General features: G+C 59.3%; 18 protein-coding genes and 2 pseudogenes. 12 read left to right on the top strand and 8 right to left on the bottom strand.

Annotated features, from left to right (window positions below; all coding sequences use genetic code 11):
* Nucleotides 1–327: 327 nt before the first annotated feature.
* Nucleotides 328–1467, bottom strand: a complete 1140-nt coding sequence (locus QUV21_RS06665; protein WP_300853843.1) for a Fic family protein — start codon at nt 1465–1467, stop codon at nt 328–330.
* A gap of 282 nt (nt 1468–1749) precedes the next feature.
* Nucleotides 1750–2124 carry an XRE family transcriptional regulator gene (locus QUV21_RS06660; protein WP_300853842.1) on the bottom strand — a complete coding sequence of 125 codons (375 nt, stop codon included), beginning with the start codon at nt 2122–2124 and terminating at the stop codon, nt 1750–1752.
* A gap of 177 nt (nt 2125–2301) precedes the next feature.
* On the opposite strand from QUV21_RS06660, the pseudogene QUV21_RS06655 reads away from it, so the two are divergent.
* Together QUV21_RS06655 and QUV21_RS06650 are read left to right on the top strand one after the other, a co-directional pair.
* Nucleotides 2302–2679 (top strand): annotated as a pseudogene (locus QUV21_RS06655) (recombinase family protein); the annotation flags it as partial.
* Nucleotides 2680–2910: 231 nt separating this feature from the next.
* A complete protein-coding gene (locus tag QUV21_RS06650) occupies nt 2911–3213 on the top strand; it encodes a hypothetical protein (RefSeq protein WP_300853841.1) in 303 nt (100 codons plus the stop codon).
* A 16-nt stretch (nt 3214–3229) separates the two neighbouring features.
* Here QUV21_RS06650 and QUV21_RS06645 read toward each other — a convergent pair.
* A pseudogene (locus tag QUV21_RS06645) lies at nt 3230–3385 on the bottom strand (DUF6441 family protein); the annotation flags it as partial.
* Nucleotides 3386–3555: 170 nt separating this feature from the next.
* On the opposite strand from QUV21_RS06645, the gene QUV21_RS06640 reads away from it, so the two are divergent.
* Nucleotides 3556–3960: a carboxymuconolactone decarboxylase family protein gene (locus QUV21_RS06640; RefSeq protein ID WP_300853840.1), complete on the top strand. Its 405-nt coding sequence runs from the start codon at nt 3556–3558 to the stop codon at nt 3958–3960.
* Nucleotides 3961–4034: 74 nt separating this feature from the next.
* On the opposite strand, the gene QUV21_RS06635 is transcribed toward QUV21_RS06640, so the two are convergent.
* The 4 genes from QUV21_RS06635 to QUV21_RS06620 are packed head-to-tail and all read right to left on the bottom strand — an operon-like array spanning nt 4035 to nt 7939.
* A complete protein-coding gene (locus tag QUV21_RS06635; RefSeq protein ID WP_300853839.1) occupies nt 4035–4637 on the bottom strand; it encodes an amino acid synthesis family protein in 603 nt (200 codons plus the stop codon).
* A 14-nt stretch (nt 4638–4651) separates the two neighbouring features.
* The gene (locus QUV21_RS06630) at nt 4652–6742 is read right to left on the bottom strand and encodes a CoA transferase (protein ID WP_300853838.1); all 2091 of its coding nucleotides are present in this window, start codon (nt 6740–6742) and stop codon (nt 4652–4654) included.
* Nucleotides 6735–7535 carry an alpha/beta hydrolase gene (locus QUV21_RS06625; RefSeq protein WP_300853837.1) on the bottom strand — a complete coding sequence of 267 codons (801 nt, stop codon included), beginning with the start codon at nt 7533–7535 and terminating at the stop codon, nt 6735–6737. Before QUV21_RS06625 ends, QUV21_RS06630 begins: the two co-directional genes overlap by 8 nt.
* Nucleotides 7532–7939, bottom strand: coding sequence for a RidA family protein (locus QUV21_RS06620; RefSeq protein ID WP_300853836.1), 408 nt, complete (start codon nt 7937–7939; stop codon nt 7532–7534). The genes QUV21_RS06625 and QUV21_RS06620 overlap by 4 nt, the downstream gene beginning before the upstream one ends.
* 144 nt (nt 7940–8083) lie before the next feature.
* Between QUV21_RS06620 and QUV21_RS06615 the strand changes: the two genes are divergently transcribed.
* The 4 genes from QUV21_RS06615 (at nt 8084) to QUV21_RS06600 (ending at nt 12521) form a co-directional block, all read left to right on the top strand.
* Nucleotides 8084–9565: an aldehyde dehydrogenase gene (locus QUV21_RS06615; protein WP_300853835.1), complete on the top strand. Its 1482-nt coding sequence runs from the start codon at nt 8084–8086 to the stop codon at nt 9563–9565.
* 164 nt (nt 9566–9729) lie between these two features.
* Nucleotides 9730–10764 carry an LLM class flavin-dependent oxidoreductase gene (locus QUV21_RS06610; RefSeq protein ID WP_300853834.1) on the top strand — a complete coding sequence of 345 codons (1035 nt, stop codon included), beginning with the start codon at nt 9730–9732 and terminating at the stop codon, nt 10762–10764.
* Between the two features lie 11 nt (nt 10765–10775).
* A complete protein-coding gene (locus QUV21_RS06605) occupies nt 10776–11576 on the top strand; it encodes an enoyl-CoA hydratase-related protein (protein ID WP_300853833.1) in 801 nt (266 codons plus the stop codon).
* The gene (locus tag QUV21_RS06600; RefSeq protein WP_300853832.1) at nt 11577–12521 is read left to right on the top strand and encodes a 3-hydroxyacyl-CoA dehydrogenase NAD-binding domain-containing protein; all 945 of its coding nucleotides are present in this window, start codon (nt 11577–11579) and stop codon (nt 12519–12521) included.
* Between the two features lie 3 nt (nt 12522–12524).
* On the opposite strand, the gene QUV21_RS06595 is transcribed toward QUV21_RS06600, so the two are convergent.
* Nucleotides 12525–13523, bottom strand: coding sequence for a GlxA family transcriptional regulator (locus QUV21_RS06595; protein WP_300853831.1), 999 nt, complete (start codon nt 13521–13523; stop codon nt 12525–12527).
* Nucleotides 13524–13727: 204 nt separating this feature from the next.
* Here QUV21_RS06595 and QUV21_RS06590 point away from each other — a divergent pair, with 204 nt between their 5' ends.
* From QUV21_RS06590 to QUV21_RS06570, 5 genes are all read left to right on the top strand, one after another.
* On the top strand, nt 13728–14618 hold the full coding sequence (locus QUV21_RS06590; RefSeq protein ID WP_300853830.1) for a 3-keto-5-aminohexanoate cleavage protein: 891 nt from the start codon (nt 13728–13730) through the stop codon (nt 14616–14618).
* A gap of 3 nt (nt 14619–14621) precedes the next feature.
* Nucleotides 14622–15632, top strand: coding sequence for an ABC transporter ATP-binding protein (locus tag QUV21_RS06585; protein ID WP_300853829.1), 1011 nt, complete (start codon nt 14622–14624; stop codon nt 15630–15632).
* A 73-nt stretch (nt 15633–15705) separates the two neighbouring features.
* A complete protein-coding gene (locus QUV21_RS06580) occupies nt 15706–16812 on the top strand; it encodes an extracellular solute-binding protein (protein WP_300853828.1) in 1107 nt (368 codons plus the stop codon).
* A gap of 66 nt (nt 16813–16878) precedes the next feature.
* Nucleotides 16879–17730 carry an ABC transporter permease gene (locus QUV21_RS06575; protein WP_300853827.1) on the top strand — a complete coding sequence of 284 codons (852 nt, stop codon included), beginning with the start codon at nt 16879–16881 and terminating at the stop codon, nt 17728–17730.
* Entirely contained in the window at nt 17727–18518 is a 792-nt protein-coding gene (locus QUV21_RS06570; protein ID WP_300853826.1) for an ABC transporter permease, read from the top strand. Before QUV21_RS06575 ends, QUV21_RS06570 begins: the two co-directional genes overlap by 4 nt.
* Nucleotides 18519–18522 lie beyond the last annotated feature (4 nt).

Below are 18522 nucleotides of genomic sequence, written 5' to 3'. Positions count from 1 at the left end.
GAGGCCTACCATGCACTAACATTCAACCCGGACCACTCGATGGGGGCAGTCCAAGCCTGCCGACAGGTTGGAAAAATACATGGTGTTTACAGACCCATAATCCTTTGAGTTGGATTGTTGCAGGGTCGCCCATCAGTGGACTGCGGCTCAGACGGCCATCCTGAATTCGGTTCGCTCTCGGTGGGTGCGTGCCCCCGCAACCAAAATATCTAACCTTTCCAAATGGTTAGGACACGACAAAAACACTTGTGTATAGGCGCTAGCGTTTTACCTCAACGCCACCTCAACGTTTGACGAGTCCCCTTGAAAACAGGGGATTTTTGCGTTTCAGACCTTCAGCAGATCGAGCAGTGGATCAAAGGCGTACATCGCGGCGCGACGGCCCGAGGCTCCTTCGATCGTGCGCAGTAGCCCAGCTTCGACCAATCGTCGCGAAAGTGCCCGAGCGGAGGATGGCGGAATTCCTAACCGCTCGACGAAGCGGTCGTTGCGGAACACTGGACTTGCAAAGACGAAGTCCAATGCCTGATCGTGGAACTGCGAATTCAGAACCACGCGGAAACGTTCCCGCATCTCGCCGTGAAGGCGAAAGATTGCGTCAGCCGTCTGGATGTTGACCGTCGCCTGGGCGTGCATCGCCTCGAGGAAGAATACCACCCAGCCGGTCCAGTCGCCAGTGGCGGAGACGGCACGCATCCGCTCGATGTACTCGTCCTTGTGGGCCTCGAAGTAACCCGAGACGAAGAAGTTCGGCTGATACAGGACACCAAGCTTCCACAGCATCAGGGTGATCAGCATTCGACCGATCCGGCCATTGCCGTCTTCGAAAGGGTGCAGGGCCTCGAACTCCACATGCGCGATGGCGGTGCGGATCAGCGGCCGCATCGGGCTTTCGTTGATGTAGCGGACGAGTTCGGCCATCGCCGGGCCCAACTGCTCAGGAGCGATCGGGACGTAGTAGATCTTTCCCCGCCGTTCGTCCCCGATGTAATTCTGTTCGACCTTGTAGCTGCCGGGGCGCTTGCGGGCTCCCCGGCCAAAGGACAGCAACTGCTGGTGGGCGGTCCGGATCAGGTGTTCGCCAAGCGGTGCGCCCTCGGCCAGCGCCTGCTGGGCATTCCGCAGCGCACGGGAGTAAAGGTAGGTCTCGACGTCGTCGTTGCGGGCCTCGCGGTAAGGGTCGGTGCTGCCTGCATCCTCTTCGGCTTCAAGTCGGTACAGCTCCTCGATGGTCGAGATCGTTCCCTCCATCCGGGAGGAGGTGACCGCGTCCTGGCGACGCAGCGGAGCAAGGAAAAGTTCACTGTTCACCATGCCCGACATCTTCGTATCGTACCGCGCAAGGGAGGCCGCAGCCTCTTCCAGCGGCCCGAGCAGCACCTCATAGTCGAGGGCAGATGGAGGAAAGGTGCCGATGTGATAGGTAACGGCATCTGTAAGATCGTAAGGCTTGGTGACCATATGCATGCCGATTCTGTCATCAACGCGATTTGACGCTAACCTAGTCACACCAAAACCGCTTGGCAACAGAATTGGGGCCAATTCTGACATCAACGTGCGTTGCCGCCAGCAGTCTTCCATCAAGCACGATTGATGACAGAGACGCCAAGAAAACTGCCATCAAAGCCTGATCTATTGGCATCTGCCGCGCCCTCTGCGGAGAATGGTCGATCTGACCTCCGCACGAACGATGTCGCGACCTGTGTCCTGAACGACCGGGTCCAGTAGCGTAACGCCGTTCTGAGCATGTCATGAACCCCCGGACAACTTCGGTTCCTGTCCGAGGTTTTGCAACACCAGCTCATGCGCAGGACAACCGACACATTTGTGCCGCTGCACCGACAGCCGCTCGGCCATTGTCAAAACCGTCATCAGAACCGCGTCGGAATGCTTTGCCAACAGGATGAGATGTTCTCCACTCGGCCCCCGTTCTCCTGAAAGCCAGTACTTTACTGTGCGTTCGCTCGCCCCTGTCCAGCGCATCGCCGTCTTGATGGCTTGGTGCGTCGGGCCCAGTTCAGCCCGAAACGCGGCGGCCACGGCCTTACGATAGCGGGTCTGGTCCGCCGCAAGGTGCACAGTTGTGCCCATTTTCGGCACAACTGTGCCCATCCTGACCCGCATCGCTGCGTTCTCCTCAGATAAAACTGTGGAGAAGACATCACAGCGGCAGATTCCATTTTGCGCCCCAGACATCATCCCGGGTCCAACCAGACGGAGACGCCTGCATGACTTGACCGGGAGACGGAAATGGCCGGAATCGATCCGCCCGCATTGAAAGGACCGGCCAAGACCCCGCCAATGCGAAGGGCGGTCGAATATGTCCGCATGTCGACCGACCACCAGAGATACTCGACCGAAAATCAATCAGACGCGATCCGCAAATATGCCGCCGAACGTGGATTGGAATTGGTGCGCTCCTATGCGGATGCCGGGAAAAGTGGCCTCAGGATCGAGGGCCGCGAAGCCCTGCAGCAACTGATCCAGGATGTGCAGGATGGGACGGCCGATTTTGAGGTGATCCTCGTCTATGACGTCAGCTGGTGGGGCCGGTTTCAGGATGCCGATGAATCTGCCTATTACGAATACATCTGCCGTCGCGCCAACAAGAAGGTCGAATACTGCGCCAAGCAATTCGAAAATGACGGCGGCCCTGTTGCGATCATCGTCAAGAGCGTCTTTCACGGTACGCTGCTATCGTGAATGCCGTCGCAACTGGTCAACAGGAAGATGCAATCCTCGAAAGCACCTTCTCCAGCATAACGGGCCAAGAGGCCTATCGGTTGACTCGCGGGACATCCTCACCGATACGGCTACGCCCGACATACTCCGTGAGGACGTTCATTCATCATGCGCCCCAAATGCCGAATGGCTTCATTATCGTAACCTCTTTTCCCAGGAACGAATGACGTGAGAACGCCCCAAGCCTTCTATAACTTTACATTGCAGTTCCCCCAGGGTCTAGACCTAGTCTATCCGGATTGGGCTTCTGATGCGCCGACTGCACGCCATGAAATCTACCAGAGTTTCCGCCAGCGATACGGCGATCAGGCGGTGCGCGATCTGAACGCCTTTTCCGAAAGGCTGTTGTCGGATGAGCGGGCCGACCTTGAAGCCCTTTGGTTCAAGGAATCCAAGGCAGACTGGGTCATTTCCAACGAAGGCATCCGGCTGCTTCTCAAGGACTTTCAGACATGGGCGTCATCTTTGTGATAAAGGCGTGATTCAATTACGGCATCTTACCGTGAACCCACCCCGCCACGATCAGCCCCGGCACGCCGTCCACCGCCCGCACTGCATCCCGCGTCAGATCCAGCCGTTTGCGCAGTTTGACCTGCGGAACGAGCAGGAAGATCGGGACGGTCGCCACGCCGCGCCCGGTTTTTCTGCCCCTGCAATTTAGAAGAACGTCAAAACTGATGGTTTTTCGCCACTGCGTAAGGATGATTGTAGCCTTTGTTATGATTGCTGATCTGGCCAAAGCCCCATCATACCCTTTTTTTTCGGCGGGGTTCTGCTAGCATCTTCTGAAAGGATATCAGGCGGAAGACAGATATGGATGATCACCTGCGGGCCAAAGGCGAAACCGTCCGGCGTGAGGTCTTGGGCGACGGGTATGTGGACCGCGCGATGGGTGCTGCCACCGCGTTTTCCAGCCCTTTTCAAGACGTTCTGAACGAGTATTGCTGGGGTATGGTTTGGAGTGACAATGCCCTTGATCGCAAACAGCGCAGCCTGATCAATCTTGGTATGCTGGCCGCACTGGGGCGGATGCAGGAATTTCGGACTCATTACCGCGGCGCAATCCGCAACGGCGCGACACAAGAGGAATTGCGCGCGGCGATCGTGCAGATCGCTGTCTATTGCGGCGTTCCGGCAGGCGTCGAGGCCTTTCGCGCCGCCAACGAGGTCAACGCTGATATGGCAAGCGAAAGCGCGGCTGGCTCTGGTCCGGACTGATAATTGATAAGGGGCCGCCGCGCGGGGGCTGGTCCTTGCTGCCGATTCTCAGCACAGGCCACCCGCCTTTTCGATCAGACGCCCGCCGGGTTATCCAGATCCCGGCCGATCGCCTTGAGATCCGAATACCGATCCCCGATCCGGTGATGCGGACGCCCACCCGTCGAGGCCCCCAGGGCGGCCACAAGTTCATCATGCCCAGGCGCATCGGAAATTGAAAACTGCACCGTCAGATAGTGGGACCGCCGCCCGCTGTCATGCTTGTCCATCAAGGGAATCTGAATCTGGGTGTTGGCAGGCCCGCGACTGTTCGTGAAACCGAGATAGGTCTTCGCCCCAAGAGCCTCACGATAAAAGTTGCCAAACCGCAGCGTGTGGATCAGCGCCGAGCCATGCTCAAGCTCACAATCCGTCCCGGCCAATGCGGCTTTTCCGTAAGCTTCAATGGCATCGCCCGATCCCGCCAATCCGACCAGCATGTCGGTCAACAACTTGCCCAGAAGCGGGGCAATGCGATTGATATCGGGCGAAAGATCCTCGACATAGCCGCGCCCATGCCAGGGGTTCTTGACCACGGCGGCCACGCCGATCATGCGCAGCGGCGGGTCGGCCGCGCGTTCGCCTTCGCGGTGGATCATTTCGTCATAGGTGACGACTTTGCGAAGTTCGGGAAACATCAAACTCTCCTTGTTCAGAAACCGCTGATACGGCGCACTTTTCCTTCGGTCTCGTTGCCCTGATAGATGCCGAAGGCACCGCTGCGGGTTTCCTCGCAATAGCGTTGCAGCATGCTGCGTTCGGCGGGATTTTGCATCAGGCTCCATGGTATGTCCGACAGGGGGTAGAAGCGAAGTCCGGCTGGGGCTGTGCCGCGCACCTGTCCGTGGTAATAGATTCCGTGAGTTGCGGCGCTGCGGTCCTGAAAGACGGCATAGAGAAAATCGACTTCCGCGCTAAGACCCTGTGACGCCAAGGCGTCGCGCAATCTGTCGATGCCGGGGCGTGGCTGTGGTGACAGAGGTAAGAACAGCGCGCCATCGGCCGCCACGCTCATCAAAACCGCGCCATCCTGCATCAGAACCGCACCGACGCGGGCGCCAGAGGTTGCCGCGACGGCCTCAACGAGTTGGGCATCAGCATCGACCGAGAAATAGCGGCCCCGGAAATATCCTAAAGGTGCGCCGTCGCCGGTGGCAAAATCAATCACCCTGCCGATCAGCACGATATGATCGCCCGCATCGACAAGCCGCTCCTGACGGCAGGCAAAGCGTGCCAGAGTGCCATCCAGCATCGGCACGCCACCTGCGCCTGATTGCCAGGCGCATTGATCGAACTTGTCAGGCGCACGCGAGGCAAACAGCGCAGAGACAGATTGCTGGTCGCTGCCAAGGACATTCACGCCGAAATGGTCGGCTTTGGTGAATGTCGTGCAACTATGGGCCGATTTGGCAAGACACACCAGCAGCAGGGGCGGGTCGAGCGACACAGAGCTGAACGAATTGGCAGTAAAGCCGCGCGGCGTGCCATCCGCCTGTCGAACCGTCAGCACGGTGACGCCAGTTGCAAAGCTGCCGAAAGCATCGCGCAAATGGCGCGGGTCGATGGGGCGGGATTCTGGCAGAAAATCCTGCACAGTCTGGTCGCCAAGACTGGCGGGCGTTTGGGGTGCTGGCGCGGGATGCGCCGAAAATCGCAATGGATTTGCGGCCACCTTCCAGGGGCGCAACTCTGGCTCGGCATGCGGAACCGTCGCGATCATGTCACGCGCCGCCACATGCGGGTCAGCCATGATATCGGCGACGGTATTGACCGGGCCGAACGGAACCTTGCCGCCCAACAGACGCGTCAAATCAGCTTTGGAGTGACGTGCCGTCCACTCCGCCACCATGGGGTTCAACACCCCGGCGTGCGCACGGCGGGCGGCGCGGGTTGCAAAGCGCGGGTCTGCCCCCAAGTCGCCCTGACCCATCGCCTGCGCAAGATTGTGCCAGAATAGGTCATCCACGATGCCCAAAGCCACATGCCCGTCGCTGGCCGGAAAGACGCCGAAGGGGGCCAGAAGCGGGTGGCCGTTGCCCTCTGGCCCTGGCACCGATCCATCGAAATCATGCTGATAGATCGCCCGTTCACACAGGCTGACCATGGCGTCATACATCGCGATATCAAGAAACTGTCCGCGTCCGGTGGCCTCGGCCTGCCGCAGGGCGGCAAGGATGCCGAATGACATCAGCGCCCCCGCAAAGACATCGCCGATGCCGGGGCCTACCTTGGTGGGCGTGGCGGCATCCGGCCCGGTGAGCGAGATCAGACCGCCCATCGCTTGCGCCACCACATCGTAAGAGGGCCAATCGGCATAGGGGCTTTCCCCGGAACGTGGATCGCCAAAGCCCCGGATCGCGGCATAGACCAGACGCGGGTTGATCGCGGCGAGTGTCTCGTAAGACAGGCCCAGACGCTCCATCACGCCGGGGCGATAGTTCTCGACCAGAACGTCTGCGGTAGCAACCAGCGCCCGCAGGTCGGCTTTGCCAGCCTCTGATTTCAGATCCAGCACGATGCTTTTCTTGGACCTGTTCAGGCTGACGAAATACCCCGCCCAAAGGTGGTCCGGATCATCATCGCGAAACGGGCCATTGCTGCGGCTGGTATCCCCGCAAGGGTCTTCGATCTTGATGACTTCGGCCCCATGATCAGCCAGCATCATGGTGCAATAGGGGCCCGACAGCATTCGGGACAGATCCACCACGCGCAGGCCAGACAGGATACCTTTTGCGTCAGCCATGCGGCACCACCTTGGCCAGAAAGGCCTGCAAAGCCGCATTTGTCGTTGCCGGGTCTTCCATCAGCGCCATATGGCGCAAACCGGGTAGGATAATGGTTTCGGCACCACCGATTTCGGACGCAATGGCGTGGGCCATGTCGGGGCCGTTGCCATAGTCCTGATCCCCGGTCATCACCAGCGTCGGGCAGGCGATGGGGGGGTGCGGGGCCACGATTTCGTCGATCCCCTCGGCAAGGATGCGGTAGAATTTCGGATAGGTGGCGGGATTGTTCGCCATTACCCAATCGCGCACCTTTTGCATGATATCGGGGTTCTTTTGCCGGAAATCATCGGTGAACCACCGGGTCAGGGCGGCTTCGACTGTCGAAGCGGGCCCATTGCCAGCCGCCTGATCCACCCGCGCCACGATCGCGGCTTGCGCAGCCGCGTCCCGCAGGTGGGGAGAGTGCAAGATGGCCAGACCCAAGGCGCGGTCAGGGTGGTCTTGCGCAAAACGGCGGGCGATCATGCCGCCCAGCGAAAAGCCCACGAGGACCGCCGCCCGCAGCCCCAGATCGTCCAGCAAACTTGCCAATTGCCAGGACAAAAGCCCCAGAGTTGGCCGGGGCGCAGGGGGTGGCGTTTCGCCATGCCCGAGGATGTCATAGGCCAACACGCGATATTGCGCCGAAAGCGCCGGGGTTGTCTGCGCCCAGACGTCACGGTTCAGACCAAGCCCGTGGATCAGTACCACCAGCGGCGCGGTTGACGGACCGTAAAGATTGTAGGCCGTGCCATTCGCTGTGCGCTTCATTGCCCAGAATCTCTTGGAAGCGGTCGCCATGCCACGACCTCGACTTCGACCCGGCAATCGACCAGCAGATCGCTGACGACCGCAGACCGTGCTGGTGGATCCTTGGGGAAATACTCCGCATAGACTGCGTTGAAGCCTGGAAAGTCCGCACGGTCGCGCAGCCAGATCATGGCCTTGACTACATCTGTCCGATCGCAGCCTGCCAAAGCCAGCGTTTCAGAAATGTCATCCAGCACGGCACGAGTCTGGTCTTCGATGCTGCCAACGGTCATCGGCACACCGGCCTGCATTGGGATCTGGCCCGTCAGATAGATGTTGTCGCCTGCGCGAATGGCGCGCGATAGCGACAGCTTGCGCCCGCCAATCACCAGGGGTCCGCCGATCACCGTTTTGCCTGTCGTCATGAAGCCCCCTTGTTTCCATCAAAGAGACACCGCAAGACCACGAAGAGTTGCGTTTTTTTCGCCAACCGTTGGCGAAAATCCGCACACCTTCATGGCTATCTGACGCAGAGTGAAAGCCTGACAGGCTGGCAGAGGGGCAACGCTATGACCGCAATCAAGGATTATCAGATGCTGATTGATGGCGCTTGGGTTGGGGCGTCCGATGGTCAGCTTTTTGAAAGTGTCAATCCGACAACGGGCAAGGTCTGGTGCCGCGTGCCGGAAGCGACAGCCGAAGATGTGGATCGCGCGGTGCAGGCGGCGCACCGGGCGTTCTCCTCTGGGCCTTGGGCCGAGATGAGCCCATCCGCCCGTGGCCACTGCCTGCGCAAGCTGGGGGATTTGCTGGCAGAGCAGTCCGAAAACCTTGGCCGCACCGAAACGATCGACACCGGCAAGATGCTGAAGGAAACCCGCTGGCAAGCGAAGTATATCGCTGAATTCTTTCACTTCTACGCCGGTTGCGCCGACAAGATTTCGGGCGAGACGCTGCCCATCGACAAACCGGACATGTTTGTCTTCACGCGGCGAGAGCCTCTCGGCGTCGTGGCGGCCATTGTGCCGTGGAATTCGCAGCTGTTTCTTGTGGCCGTGAAGATGGGCCCCGCACTGGCGGCGGGCAACACGGTGGTTCTGAAAGCATCCGAACATGCATCTGCCGCCATACTGGAGTTTGGCGCGTTGATCGAAGCGGCGGGGTTTCCGCCGGGGGTGGTCAATATCGTGTCGGGCCATGGTGATCCGTGCGGGCGTGTGCTGACCTCGCACCCGTTGGTGGCACGAATTTCCTTTACGGGTGGGCCCGGTGCCGGGCGCGCGGTCCTGAGCAACTCGCGCGAGAATTTTGCGCAGGTGTCGCTTGAACTGGGTGGGAAATCGCCGTTCATTGTGTTCGAGGATGCCGATATCGACAGTGCAGTGAACGGCTCTGTTGCCGGGATTTTTGGCGCTACCGGTCAAAGCTGCGTGGCGGGATCACGGCTTTACCTGCACGAAGATATCGCGGATGCGTTTCTGGAAAAGATGGTCAGCATGGCCCGCCAGATCAGGATTGGCGACCCGCTGGAAGACGATACGCAGATGGGGCCGCTTTGCACCGCTGGCCAGCTGGCGACCATCGAGCGCGAAGTGGCGCATGCTAAAGTAGAAGGCGCGCGCATTTTGTGCGGTGGCAAGCAGCCTGGCGGTTTGGGCGGCACGTATTACGAACCCACAATTGTCGATTGCCCGCGTCAGGATCTGCGGATCGTGGATACCGAACTTTTCGGCCCGGTCCTCAGCGTGCTGCGCTTTCGCACCGAGGCCGAGGTGATTGCCTTGGCCAACCACACCCAGCACGGGCTGGCGGCGGGAGTCTTCACGCGGGACGGGGCGCGGCAAATGCGGATGGCAAAGGCTATCCGCTGCGGGATCGTCTGGATCAACACTTACCGTGTCGTCTCGCCCATTGCAGAATTCGGTGGGGTGAAAGGCTCGGGCTATGGGCGCGAAAGCGGGTTTCAGGCAATGTATGATTACACACGCCCGAAAACCGTCTGGGTCAACACCTCGACCGAACCGATGGCAAACCCCTTCGTCATGCGCTGAAACGCATCAAGACCAAGAGGCCAAAGGCCAGCCGCTGAGGCTGGTCTTTTCATTTGGGACACTTGAACAACTGGCGAAAAAACTAGCGCAGCGTCGGAATTTCGACAATCCAGATTGCCGTTGCGCTCATCATCAATTGGAACCGGGCCGCAGCGGAGAATGAGATGAAGTTTCAACTGGCCATCAATCTTGAGCGGTTAGACGCCAGCCTCGACATGAAGGAGGTCGCGCGCCACACGCTGGAAATGGTGCAGATAGCCGATCAGGGCGGTTTCAACATCGCCTGGGCGGCAGAGCATCACGCGCTGGAAATGACCATCGCGCCAAACCCGTTCTCGATCCTTGCGTGGTGGGCGGGCCATACCGACCGCATCCGCCTTGGGACTGCCTGTGTTGCCGCGGCCTACTGGCACCCGATCAAGGTTGCCGGTGAGGCGGCGTTTGTTGACCTGATATCGGGTGGGCGGCTGGAGTTCGGCATCGGCTCGGGCGCCTATCAGCGCGAGTTTGACCGAATGCATCCGGGTCTGAAACAGTCTGATGCTTGGCGCTACATGCAGGAAATGCTGCCCGTGGTGCGCGCCCTATGGAAGGGCGATTATGCACATGAGGGAGAAAACTGGAGCTTTCCCACCGCCACATCCTGCCCAAAGCCCCTACAGGCCGAGGTGCCGGTCTGGGTCGCGGCCCGCGCACCCATCACCTATGATTACGCGGTCAAGAACGGCTGCAACATCATGTCCTGGCCCCTAACCCGCGATATGTCCGAAGCGGAAACCTACATGAACCGGATGAATGAGGCGGTTGCCAACAACCCCAGTTGCAAGCGCCCCACAATGGCGATGATGCGACATACCGCCGTTTACGGCAAACAGGACGACTGGATGGTGCCGATCCGTGCGGCACAGCGCCAGCTGTCGCAATTCGAAAACCTGTTCAAGAACATGGGGGATGTGGAAAACGGTTTTCCCAAATCGATCCCGTTCGATCAGCTTGGCAATCGCGCAGAGTACGACCCCGAAATGCTGCGGCGCAACCTGATGTTTGGCACACCGGATGAAGTGATCGCAAAACTGAAAGGGTATGCAGCCTTGGGCGTGGATGAATTCATCTACTACGCCAGCTTGGGATTGGGATTGGCAGAACAGAAACGCTCGCTCGAACTGTTCTGCAAAGAAGTCATCCCGGCCTTGGCCTGAAAGGAAACGTCATGAACCATGTTGAAGTCACCCGTCGCGGGCGGGTGCTGGAAGTCACGCTGAACAAGCCCAAGGTTAACGCGATCGACATTGAGATGAGTCAGGACATGGGGCGGGCCTTTGCTCAGTTGCGCGATGATGCGGATCTGTGGGTTGGCATCCTGACGGCAGGGGGTGACCGGATCTTTTCTGCTGGATGGGATCTCAAGGCGCTGAACGCGGGCGAGATGTCCTTGGACAACTGGTGGGAGACGGCGGATTACGGCATCGGCGGTTTCGGTGGGCTGACGGAGAACTGGCAGATGAACAAGCCGGTGATCTGTGCGCTGAATGGAATGGCTATTGGCGGCGGGTTCGAGATTGCCATGTCCTGCGATCTGATCATCGCGGCTGATCATGTGGAATTCGCTCTGCCGGAGATGCCTCTGGGCATTGTGCCCGATGCAGGTGCCTTGCAGCGTCTGCCCCGGCTGATTCCACGCAACATCGCCATGGAAATGTTGCTTCTGGGGCGCCGGATGTCAGCGCAAGAGGCGGCGCATTACGGGCTGGTCAACAAGGTCGTGCCCAAGGAAAACCTGATGGAGGCGGCCCGTGCCTGGGCCGATCAGATCGCGGGTTCCGCACCACTTGCGATGCAGACCGTCAAAGAGGTTGAGCGCGCCATTCAGGCCATGCCGCTCGAAGCCGCGTTCAATCACATTCGCACCGGCGACCTGCCGACCTATCGTGCCATGCTGAAATCCGATGATGCAGCCGAAGGCATCGCCGCCTTCGTCGAAAAACGCAATCCCAACTTCAAGGGCCACTAGATGTATCCTGATCCCAGATTCGTCACTCGTGTCACCACCCTTGGCGCAGGCCCCATCGGCGGCGGTTGGGCCGCGCATTTTCTGGCGCGCGGCTATGATGTGACCGCCTATATTCATTCGGAGGCCGAGGTGCCGGCGCTGATGTCGGTGATCGATACAGCATGGATCAGCCTGACAGCTCTGGGCCTGGCACCGGGTGCCTCTCGCGACAAGTTGCGGATCACCACCGATCTGGCAGATTCGGTGAAAACCGCGCAGTTCATTCAGGAAAGTGCGCCCGAGCGGCTGGAGATCAAGCAAGCTCTTTACAAAAAATTGGGCGATCTGGCACCGCGCGATTGCGTGATTGCCTCCTCAACGTCAGGTCTGATGATGACCCAGATTCAGGCTGAATGCATGACGCCGCAGCGCACAGTGATCGGCCACCCGTTCAACCCGCCCTATCTTCTGCCTCTGGTCGAGGTTGTTGGCGGCAAAGGCACCGAGCCCGAGGCGGTGGCTTGGGCGGTTGAATTCTACCGGATCGCGGGCAAGGCGCCTTTGGCAATGAAAAAGGAAATTCCCGGTTTTGTCGCCACGCGTTTGCAAGAGGCACTATGGCGCGAGGCTCTGCACATGGTCGCCAGTGGCGAGGCGACGCCAGATGATATCGACAATGCGCTGATGAACGGGCCGGCACCGCGCATGGCGGTTCAAGGCCAATGCATGGCGTTTCACGTCGCCTGTGGCGAAGGCGGCATGGCGACCAATCTGGATCAGTTCGGCCCAGCGCTGAAATGGCCCTGGACACGGCTGGACGCGCCCGAGTTGACGCAAGAGTTGCGCGACCGCATGGTTGATGGCTGCAATGACATTGCGGCTGGCAGGCATTTCGAAGAAATGGCCGCCACACGCGACCGCGAGATTGTCGCGGTGCTCAACGCGATACGGGAGGCGCGGCGCTGACGGTCAAAGGCGGTCTTGGCGCAGAACCTGCATAGGCTTTGCCGTGCCCCGGTTCTGCAGGGCCTGAAGAAATCGCGACAGCGTTCCTGGCCAACTTGGGGCGTTTTCCTTTTCAGGCCACGCCAGGCGATATTCGCTGGGCCGCCGACCAAAGCACTTTCCAAATGAGAACGCGAAATGCGAAAGTGTGTTGAACCCGGATGCCGTCGCTATTTCGCGCACGCTCAGATCTGTGGAGATCAGCAAGACACGCGCATGCTGCAGCCGCAACAACAGGCCGAACTGAACCAGAGTGCAGCCGATGCCGTGCTTGAACTGCCGTTCCAGTTGGCGTTGCGATACCCCCAAAGCGTCCGCAATACCCGGAACACTCAGCGGCTCAAGGATATTCTGCTCGATCAGGCTTATAGCCTCGCGGACAATCGGGATCAGCGTGTCGGTGCCGCGCCCCATGGTGCGGCGCTGCGGAGCGGTTGCCGGACGCACAGGGTGGTGCATCAGTTGATCCACAATTTCGCCGGCCAAACCTTCGCCATGCGCCTCGCCTATAAGGCGCAACATCAGGTCCACACCGGCAAGGCCACCCCCACAGGACATTGTGGTGTCGTCGATGGTGTAGATCTGCTCGACCAGATCAATATCGGGAAACTGCTCCTGGAACCCCGGACCATATGACCAATGGGTCGTGACCTTGCGCCCCGAGAATACGCCAGACCGAGCAACCAGATAGGCGCCCATCTCGACCGAACAGACGAGCGCACCCTCACGCGCCTGTCTGCGGATCCAGGAGAACAATGTCGGGTTTCGGTAACTTTCGGCCCCCCAGCTGCCCATGACGAAGATGATCTCCCCACGTCTGTTGCGGTTTTCCGGAAGCCGCGCGGGCAGTGTAAAACCATTGCTCGCTTTGATCTCTACGCCATCGAACGACTCAACATCCCAAGAATACAGAGGTTTTGAAGAGAGATAGTTCGCAATACGCATCGGCTCGATCATGGTCATAAGAGTCGACATGTTAAAGCGCGGAACAATCAGGAAAGTTACGTTCGCCACCAAGGCGTCCGTGGTATTCACCGGCGGAGAAGGCGACGATCGGCGATGCGGTGGAGTCGTGCTATTTTTCGACATTCGCCCAGAATATATGGCGAAAAAATGAAAGGAAACAGGAATCCTCAGTAGAAGATAAGGGAAAAGACGGAGGCTGGAATGAACTTCGAAGTGGTGGTGACATGCGCGGTGACGGGGGCAGGGGACACCACGGGCAAAAGCCCGCATGTGCCAGTGACGCCAGAAGAAATTGCTCGCGAAGCCGTCGAGGCTGCCAAAGCAGGTGCCTCGGTTGTACATCTGCATGTGCGTGATCCTGCTACGGGAAAGGGCTCTCGCGACCCTGCATTGTTCCGCGAGGTTGTTGATCGTGTGCGCGACAGCGGCACCGATATCGTCATCAACCTGACGGCAGGAATGGGTGGGGACTGGACACCTGATCCGCGGAACTGGGCGCTGCCTGGGCCTGGCACTGACATGATCGGACCGGACGAGAGGCTGGCCCATGTGAAGGATTGCCTGCCAGAAATCTGTTCGTTGGATTGCGGCACGCTGAACTTCGGCAATGACAACAGCATCTACATCTCTACCCCACCGATCCTGCGACGGATGGCGGCGCTGACCAGGGAATGGGGCGTGAAACCGGAACTGGAAGTGTTCGAACTGGGCCACATCCGTTTCGCCCGCCAGATGCAGGCCGAAGGTCTTCTGGCCGATCCTCCGATGTTCCAGTTGTGCTTAGGCATTCCATGGGGCGCCGATCAGACTGTGGAAACCATGAAGGCGATGAAGGAACATCTGCCACCCGATGCAAGCTGGGCCAGCTTCGGGATCAGCCGCATGCAGATGCCGATGGCTGCCGCGGCCGTGGCCTTGGGGGGCAACGTGCGCGTTGGTCTGGAAGACAACCTGTTCCTTGATCGCGGCGTGCTGGCGACCAATGCGCAACTGGTCGAGCGCGTGATCGGCATCATCGAACGGATGGGTGCGCGCGTCCTGACCCCGCAAGAGGCGCGCAAAAAGCTGAAACTTCGCGGCGCGGACGCCTGAGGGATGGCAGGGATTGGCAACAGCGGTAGCCTGCATCTGAAATCTTTGGTTAAGCGTTACGGCGGCTTTACCGCCGTCGACAACGTAAACCTCGAGATTGAACGTGGAGAGTTTCTGACGCTGCTGGGCCCATCGGGTTCGGGCAAGACGACGCTGCTGCTGATGATGGCCGGGTTCCAGGACATCACATCGGGCGACATATTGCTTGATGGCCAGTCAATTGCTGCAATGCCTGCGGAAAAGCGCAACTTCGGCATGGTGTTTCAGGGCTATGCGCTGTTTCCGCACATGACCGTGCGCGACAATATTGCCTACCCCTTGTCAGTTCGCAAACGTCCAAAGGCAGAGATCGGCGCCAAAGTTGACGAAATGCTGGATCTCGTTCACCTGACAGATTTTGGCCACCGCTTTCCAAAGGAATTGTCGGGCGGTCAGCAGCAACGCGTGGCACTGGCGCGGGCCTTGTGCTTCGCACCGCCAGTCTTGTTGCTGGACGAGCCCTTGGGCGCATTGGACAAAAAGCTGCGGATCGAGGTTCAGGCACAGCTGAAGGAGATCCATAACCGTGTCGGCACCACATTCGTCTTTGTGACGCATGATCAGGAAGAGGCACTGTCGATGTCTGACCGCATCGTGATCATGAACCATGGTCGCATCGAACAGGTCGGCACGCCGTCAGAATTGTATCAGCACCCGCGCACGGTCTTTGCGGCCAGCTTTCTGGGAAAAAGCAACTTTCTGCACCGCAAAGATGCCGTCTACGCGCTGCGCCCCGAAAAGATCGACCTTGCCGCTGCAGGGACAGGGCAGGGTGCGAATACGGTCAGCGGTGTCGTGCAGTCGGTCACCTACTTTGGTGCGATGCTGAAATATCAGGTTCAGGTGCCAGAGTTGGGCGAAATCGAAGTCGATGTGGACGCATGGCGCGGCGGGACGCCCGTGGCGGAAGGAACCACCGTTGATCTGACCTGGGCAAACACTGCTGCGGTGCGACTGGAAATCGAACCGAAATGAAAAAGTCAAAGCCGGGACCAACCCGGTGACCTGAAACAGGGCCAGACGGGCCCGACCAACAGAGGAGTTTGAAATGCACGACAAACAATTCATGCGTGAAACCTTGCTTGAGGGCGCTCAGGCGTTCCAGGCTGGCAAGTTGGGTCGGCGCGGCTTCCTGGCGCTTTGCGGCATGGCGGGCTTTGCCAGCGCCTCGGTCCTGGCAGGTCGCGCAGAAGCGGCTGCGGGCGAGATCGTGATGTGGAACTGGGGGGGGCAATCCGAAGAATGCCATACCAGCGCCATCGGCAACGCCTTTACCGCCGAAACCGGTATGCCACTGAAGTTCGACACTTCCGGCCCACTTCAGGGCAAGATCAGGGAAATGGTCGACAGCGGCAATGTCACCGCGGATGTCTGCGATGGTGATCTGTTTGACGCCGTGGCCTTGGGCAAGACCGGCCATCTGGAGCCGATCGACTATTCGGTTGTAGACAAGACCAAGACCATCGACGGCTATGCCTTGGAATTCGGCGTCTCGATCATCCTTTATGGCTATGCCTTCATGTATGACACTCAAGCCTATCCGGATGGCCCGCCAACGTCATGGGTCGATTTCTTCGACACCGAGAGATTTCCCGGCACTCGGTCGCTGTACAAATGGGCCAATGGTTCACTTGAAGCCGCGTTGATGGCGGATGGAGTTGAGAAGGACCAGCTTTATCCGCTGGATCTTGATCGGGCCCTGGCCAAGATCAAATCGATAAAGGACAACACGATCTATTGGGGATCGGGCGCAGAAGCCCAGCAGATGATCGTAAACGGCGAAGTGTCGATGGGAATGGTCTGGCAGAACCGCGGCCGCTCGATCGAGACAGACACCGAAGGGCGCTACAAGCTGGTGAACAATGGCGCGATTGCGATGCCGGGGGCTTATATCGTTCCAAAGGGCAATCCCGGAGGGCCTGCGGTGATGAAATTCATCGCGACGGCGCAATCGGTGCCGGCGCAGCTTGATCTCTTTGCCTGCCTTGGCATGACGCCGACAAACTCCGAAGCGATCGCCGCCATGGCGGAATCGGATCAGCCCTATTCGATCACTTCGGAGCAGAACTTTCCCAATGTTGTGCTGAACGACCCCAACTGGTGGGGCGAGAACACCGATACTGCGGTCAACGCCTTCCTCGAAGCGATCAGCTGACCTCTTTGCCCGGCAGTGCCACCGCGGCGGTGCCGGGCAGCCACAATCCCAATCAGGTTGCCGCCCATGCGTGCCATACCCCGCCATGCTTTGAATGCCGGATGGATTCTGGTGCTGCCCTTTGTTGTGCTTGTCGGTGCTTTGTTTCTGGGGCCGATCTTCAACATCCTTTGGCTAAGTGTCAGTGACCCCACACCCGGACTCGGCAATTATACCGAACTGTTCACCTCGGACTCGCTGGGTCGGATCCTGTGGACCACGCTGCGGGTCTGTGTGATCTGCACGGCAATCAGCGTCGTACTTGGATATTCCATCGCCTATGCCATGGTTCATGCGGCCGAAGGCACGCGCAACAAGATGCTGGGCCTGCTTCTGGTTTCGTTCTGGATTTCTGTGCTGGTGCGCACCTTTTCCTGGCTGATGCTTCTGGGCCGCAATGGTGTGGTCAACAGCACCCTTGAGACGATCGGGATAATCTCTGAACCAATCTCTTTCATGCGGAATGAACTGGGCGTTCTGATCGGCATGGTGCATTACATGGTGCCCTATGCGGTGCTGCCCATCCTTGCCTCGATGCAAAGCATTGACGGGCGCGTTTTGCAGGCTTCTCGGTCGCTTGGCGCGACGGGCACCCAGACATTCTGGCGGGTCTACCTGCCGCTAAGCCGTGCAGGGTTGGTGGCCGCCGCCCTTTTGGTCTTCATCATCAACCTTGGCTTTTATGTGATCCCCGCCGTCTTGGGCGGTGGCAAGGTGTTGATGGTGGCCGAATATATCTCGGTTCAGGTGCTGGTGACGTTGCAATGGGGCACGGCGGCGATGTTGGCGGCGCTGCTTTTGTTCGGTGTGCTGGCGCTGTTGTTCCTGATGTCGCGGTTCATGAAGCTCTCGACCGTTTTCGGGGGGGCAAGGGCATGAAGACCGGCCTCGCCGCACGCTTCAATTCCGGCTTGGCATGGCTGCTACTGGTTCTTTTGGTGGCACCGGCCCTTGTCGCCATTCCGGTTTCTCTGACGCCAAGGCGATTCCTGTCCTTTCCGACGGACGAGTTGTCGCTGCAGTACTACCGCAAACTCTTTACCAGCCCTGAATGGTTGTCCAGCTTTGGGCAAAGTGCGGTGATCGGCCTGTCATCCACCTTGCTGGCCACAACCATCGGTACGCTTTGCGCCATCGGACTTTGGCGGGTGTCGTCCAGGGCGGGCGAGGTGATGCGGGCCATTTTGCTGTTGCCGCTGGTGATCCCACCGATCATTGCGGCAATGGCTTTTTATCGGCTCTTCGTCCCACTGGGCCTGATCGACAGCTATATCGGGCTGATCCTTGCCCATACCGTGCTGTCAGCGCCTTTGGTGCTGATCACGGTATCCGCGTCGCTGGCCGGATTTGATCCGCGGCTGGAACAGGCCTCGCGCAATCTTGGCGCCTCGAACTGGACGACAATGCGCCGCGTAATCCTGCCGGGGATCAAGCCGGGCGTGATGGCTGGCGCCGTCTTTGCCTTCATCGCGTCCTGGGACGAAATCGTCGTGACGCTCTTTTTGTCAAAATTCAGCGTCTACACGCTGCCGCGCCGCATGTGGAACGGCATCCGCGAAAACACCGATCCAACCGTTGCCGCAGCAGCCGTTGTCCTGATGGTCGTCACCTTGGTGGCATTCAGCATCTGGGCCCTGGCTGTGCGACGCCAGAGACCGACCGAATAGGGGA

The sequence above is a fragment of the Tabrizicola sp. genome (assembly GCF_030373185.1).
In the GTDB taxonomy this organism is placed as follows: Bacteria; Pseudomonadota; Alphaproteobacteria; order Rhodobacterales; family Rhodobacteraceae; genus Tabrizicola.
This window is presented reverse-complemented; position numbering and strand designations above follow the sequence as displayed.

Excerpts from the sequence above, each read along its gene's own strand:
- QUV21_RS06570 (WP_300853826.1), top strand. The coding sequence starts at position 17,727 with ATGAAGACCGGCCTCGCCGCACGCTTCAATTCCGGCTTGGCATGGCTG.
- QUV21_RS06620 (WP_300853836.1), bottom strand. The coding sequence starts at position 7,939 with ATGACGACAGGCAAAACGGTGATCGGCGGACCCCTGGTGATTGGCGGG.
- QUV21_RS06615 (WP_300853835.1), top strand. The coding sequence starts at position 8,084 with ATGACCGCAATCAAGGATTATCAGATGCTGATTGATGGCGCTTGGGTT.
- QUV21_RS06580 (WP_300853828.1), top strand. The coding sequence starts at position 15,706 with ATGCACGACAAACAATTCATGCGTGAAACCTTGCTTGAGGGCGCTCAG.
- QUV21_RS06660 (WP_300853842.1), bottom strand. The coding sequence starts at position 2,124 with ATGCGGGTCAGGATGGGCACAGTTGTGCCGAAAATGGGCACAACTGTG.
- QUV21_RS06610 (WP_300853834.1), top strand. The coding sequence starts at position 9,730 with ATGAAGTTTCAACTGGCCATCAATCTTGAGCGGTTAGACGCCAGCCTC.
- QUV21_RS06605 (WP_300853833.1), top strand. The coding sequence starts at position 10,776 with ATGAACCATGTTGAAGTCACCCGTCGCGGGCGGGTGCTGGAAGTCACG.
- QUV21_RS06625 (WP_300853837.1), bottom strand. The coding sequence starts at position 7,535 with ATGAAGCGCACAGCGAATGGCACGGCCTACAATCTTTACGGTCCGTCA.
- QUV21_RS06665 (WP_300853843.1), bottom strand. The coding sequence starts at position 1,467 with ATGCATATGGTCACCAAGCCTTACGATCTTACAGATGCCGTTACCTAT.
- QUV21_RS06595 (WP_300853831.1), bottom strand. The coding sequence starts at position 13,523 with ATGACCATGATCGAGCCGATGCGTATTGCGAACTATCTCTCTTCAAAA.
- QUV21_RS06640 (WP_300853840.1), top strand. The coding sequence starts at position 3,556 with ATGGATGATCACCTGCGGGCCAAAGGCGAAACCGTCCGGCGTGAGGTC.
- QUV21_RS06575 (WP_300853827.1), top strand. The coding sequence starts at position 16,879 with ATGCGTGCCATACCCCGCCATGCTTTGAATGCCGGATGGATTCTGGTG.
- QUV21_RS06590 (WP_300853830.1), top strand. The coding sequence starts at position 13,728 with ATGAACTTCGAAGTGGTGGTGACATGCGCGGTGACGGGGGCAGGGGAC.
- QUV21_RS06630 (WP_300853838.1), bottom strand. The coding sequence starts at position 6,742 with ATGGCTGACGCAAAAGGTATCCTGTCTGGCCTGCGCGTGGTGGATCTG.
- QUV21_RS06600 (WP_300853832.1), top strand. The coding sequence starts at position 11,577 with ATGTATCCTGATCCCAGATTCGTCACTCGTGTCACCACCCTTGGCGCA.
- QUV21_RS06635 (WP_300853839.1), bottom strand. The coding sequence starts at position 4,637 with ATGTTTCCCGAACTTCGCAAAGTCGTCACCTATGACGAAATGATCCAC.
- QUV21_RS06585 (WP_300853829.1), top strand. The coding sequence starts at position 14,622 with ATGGCAGGGATTGGCAACAGCGGTAGCCTGCATCTGAAATCTTTGGTT.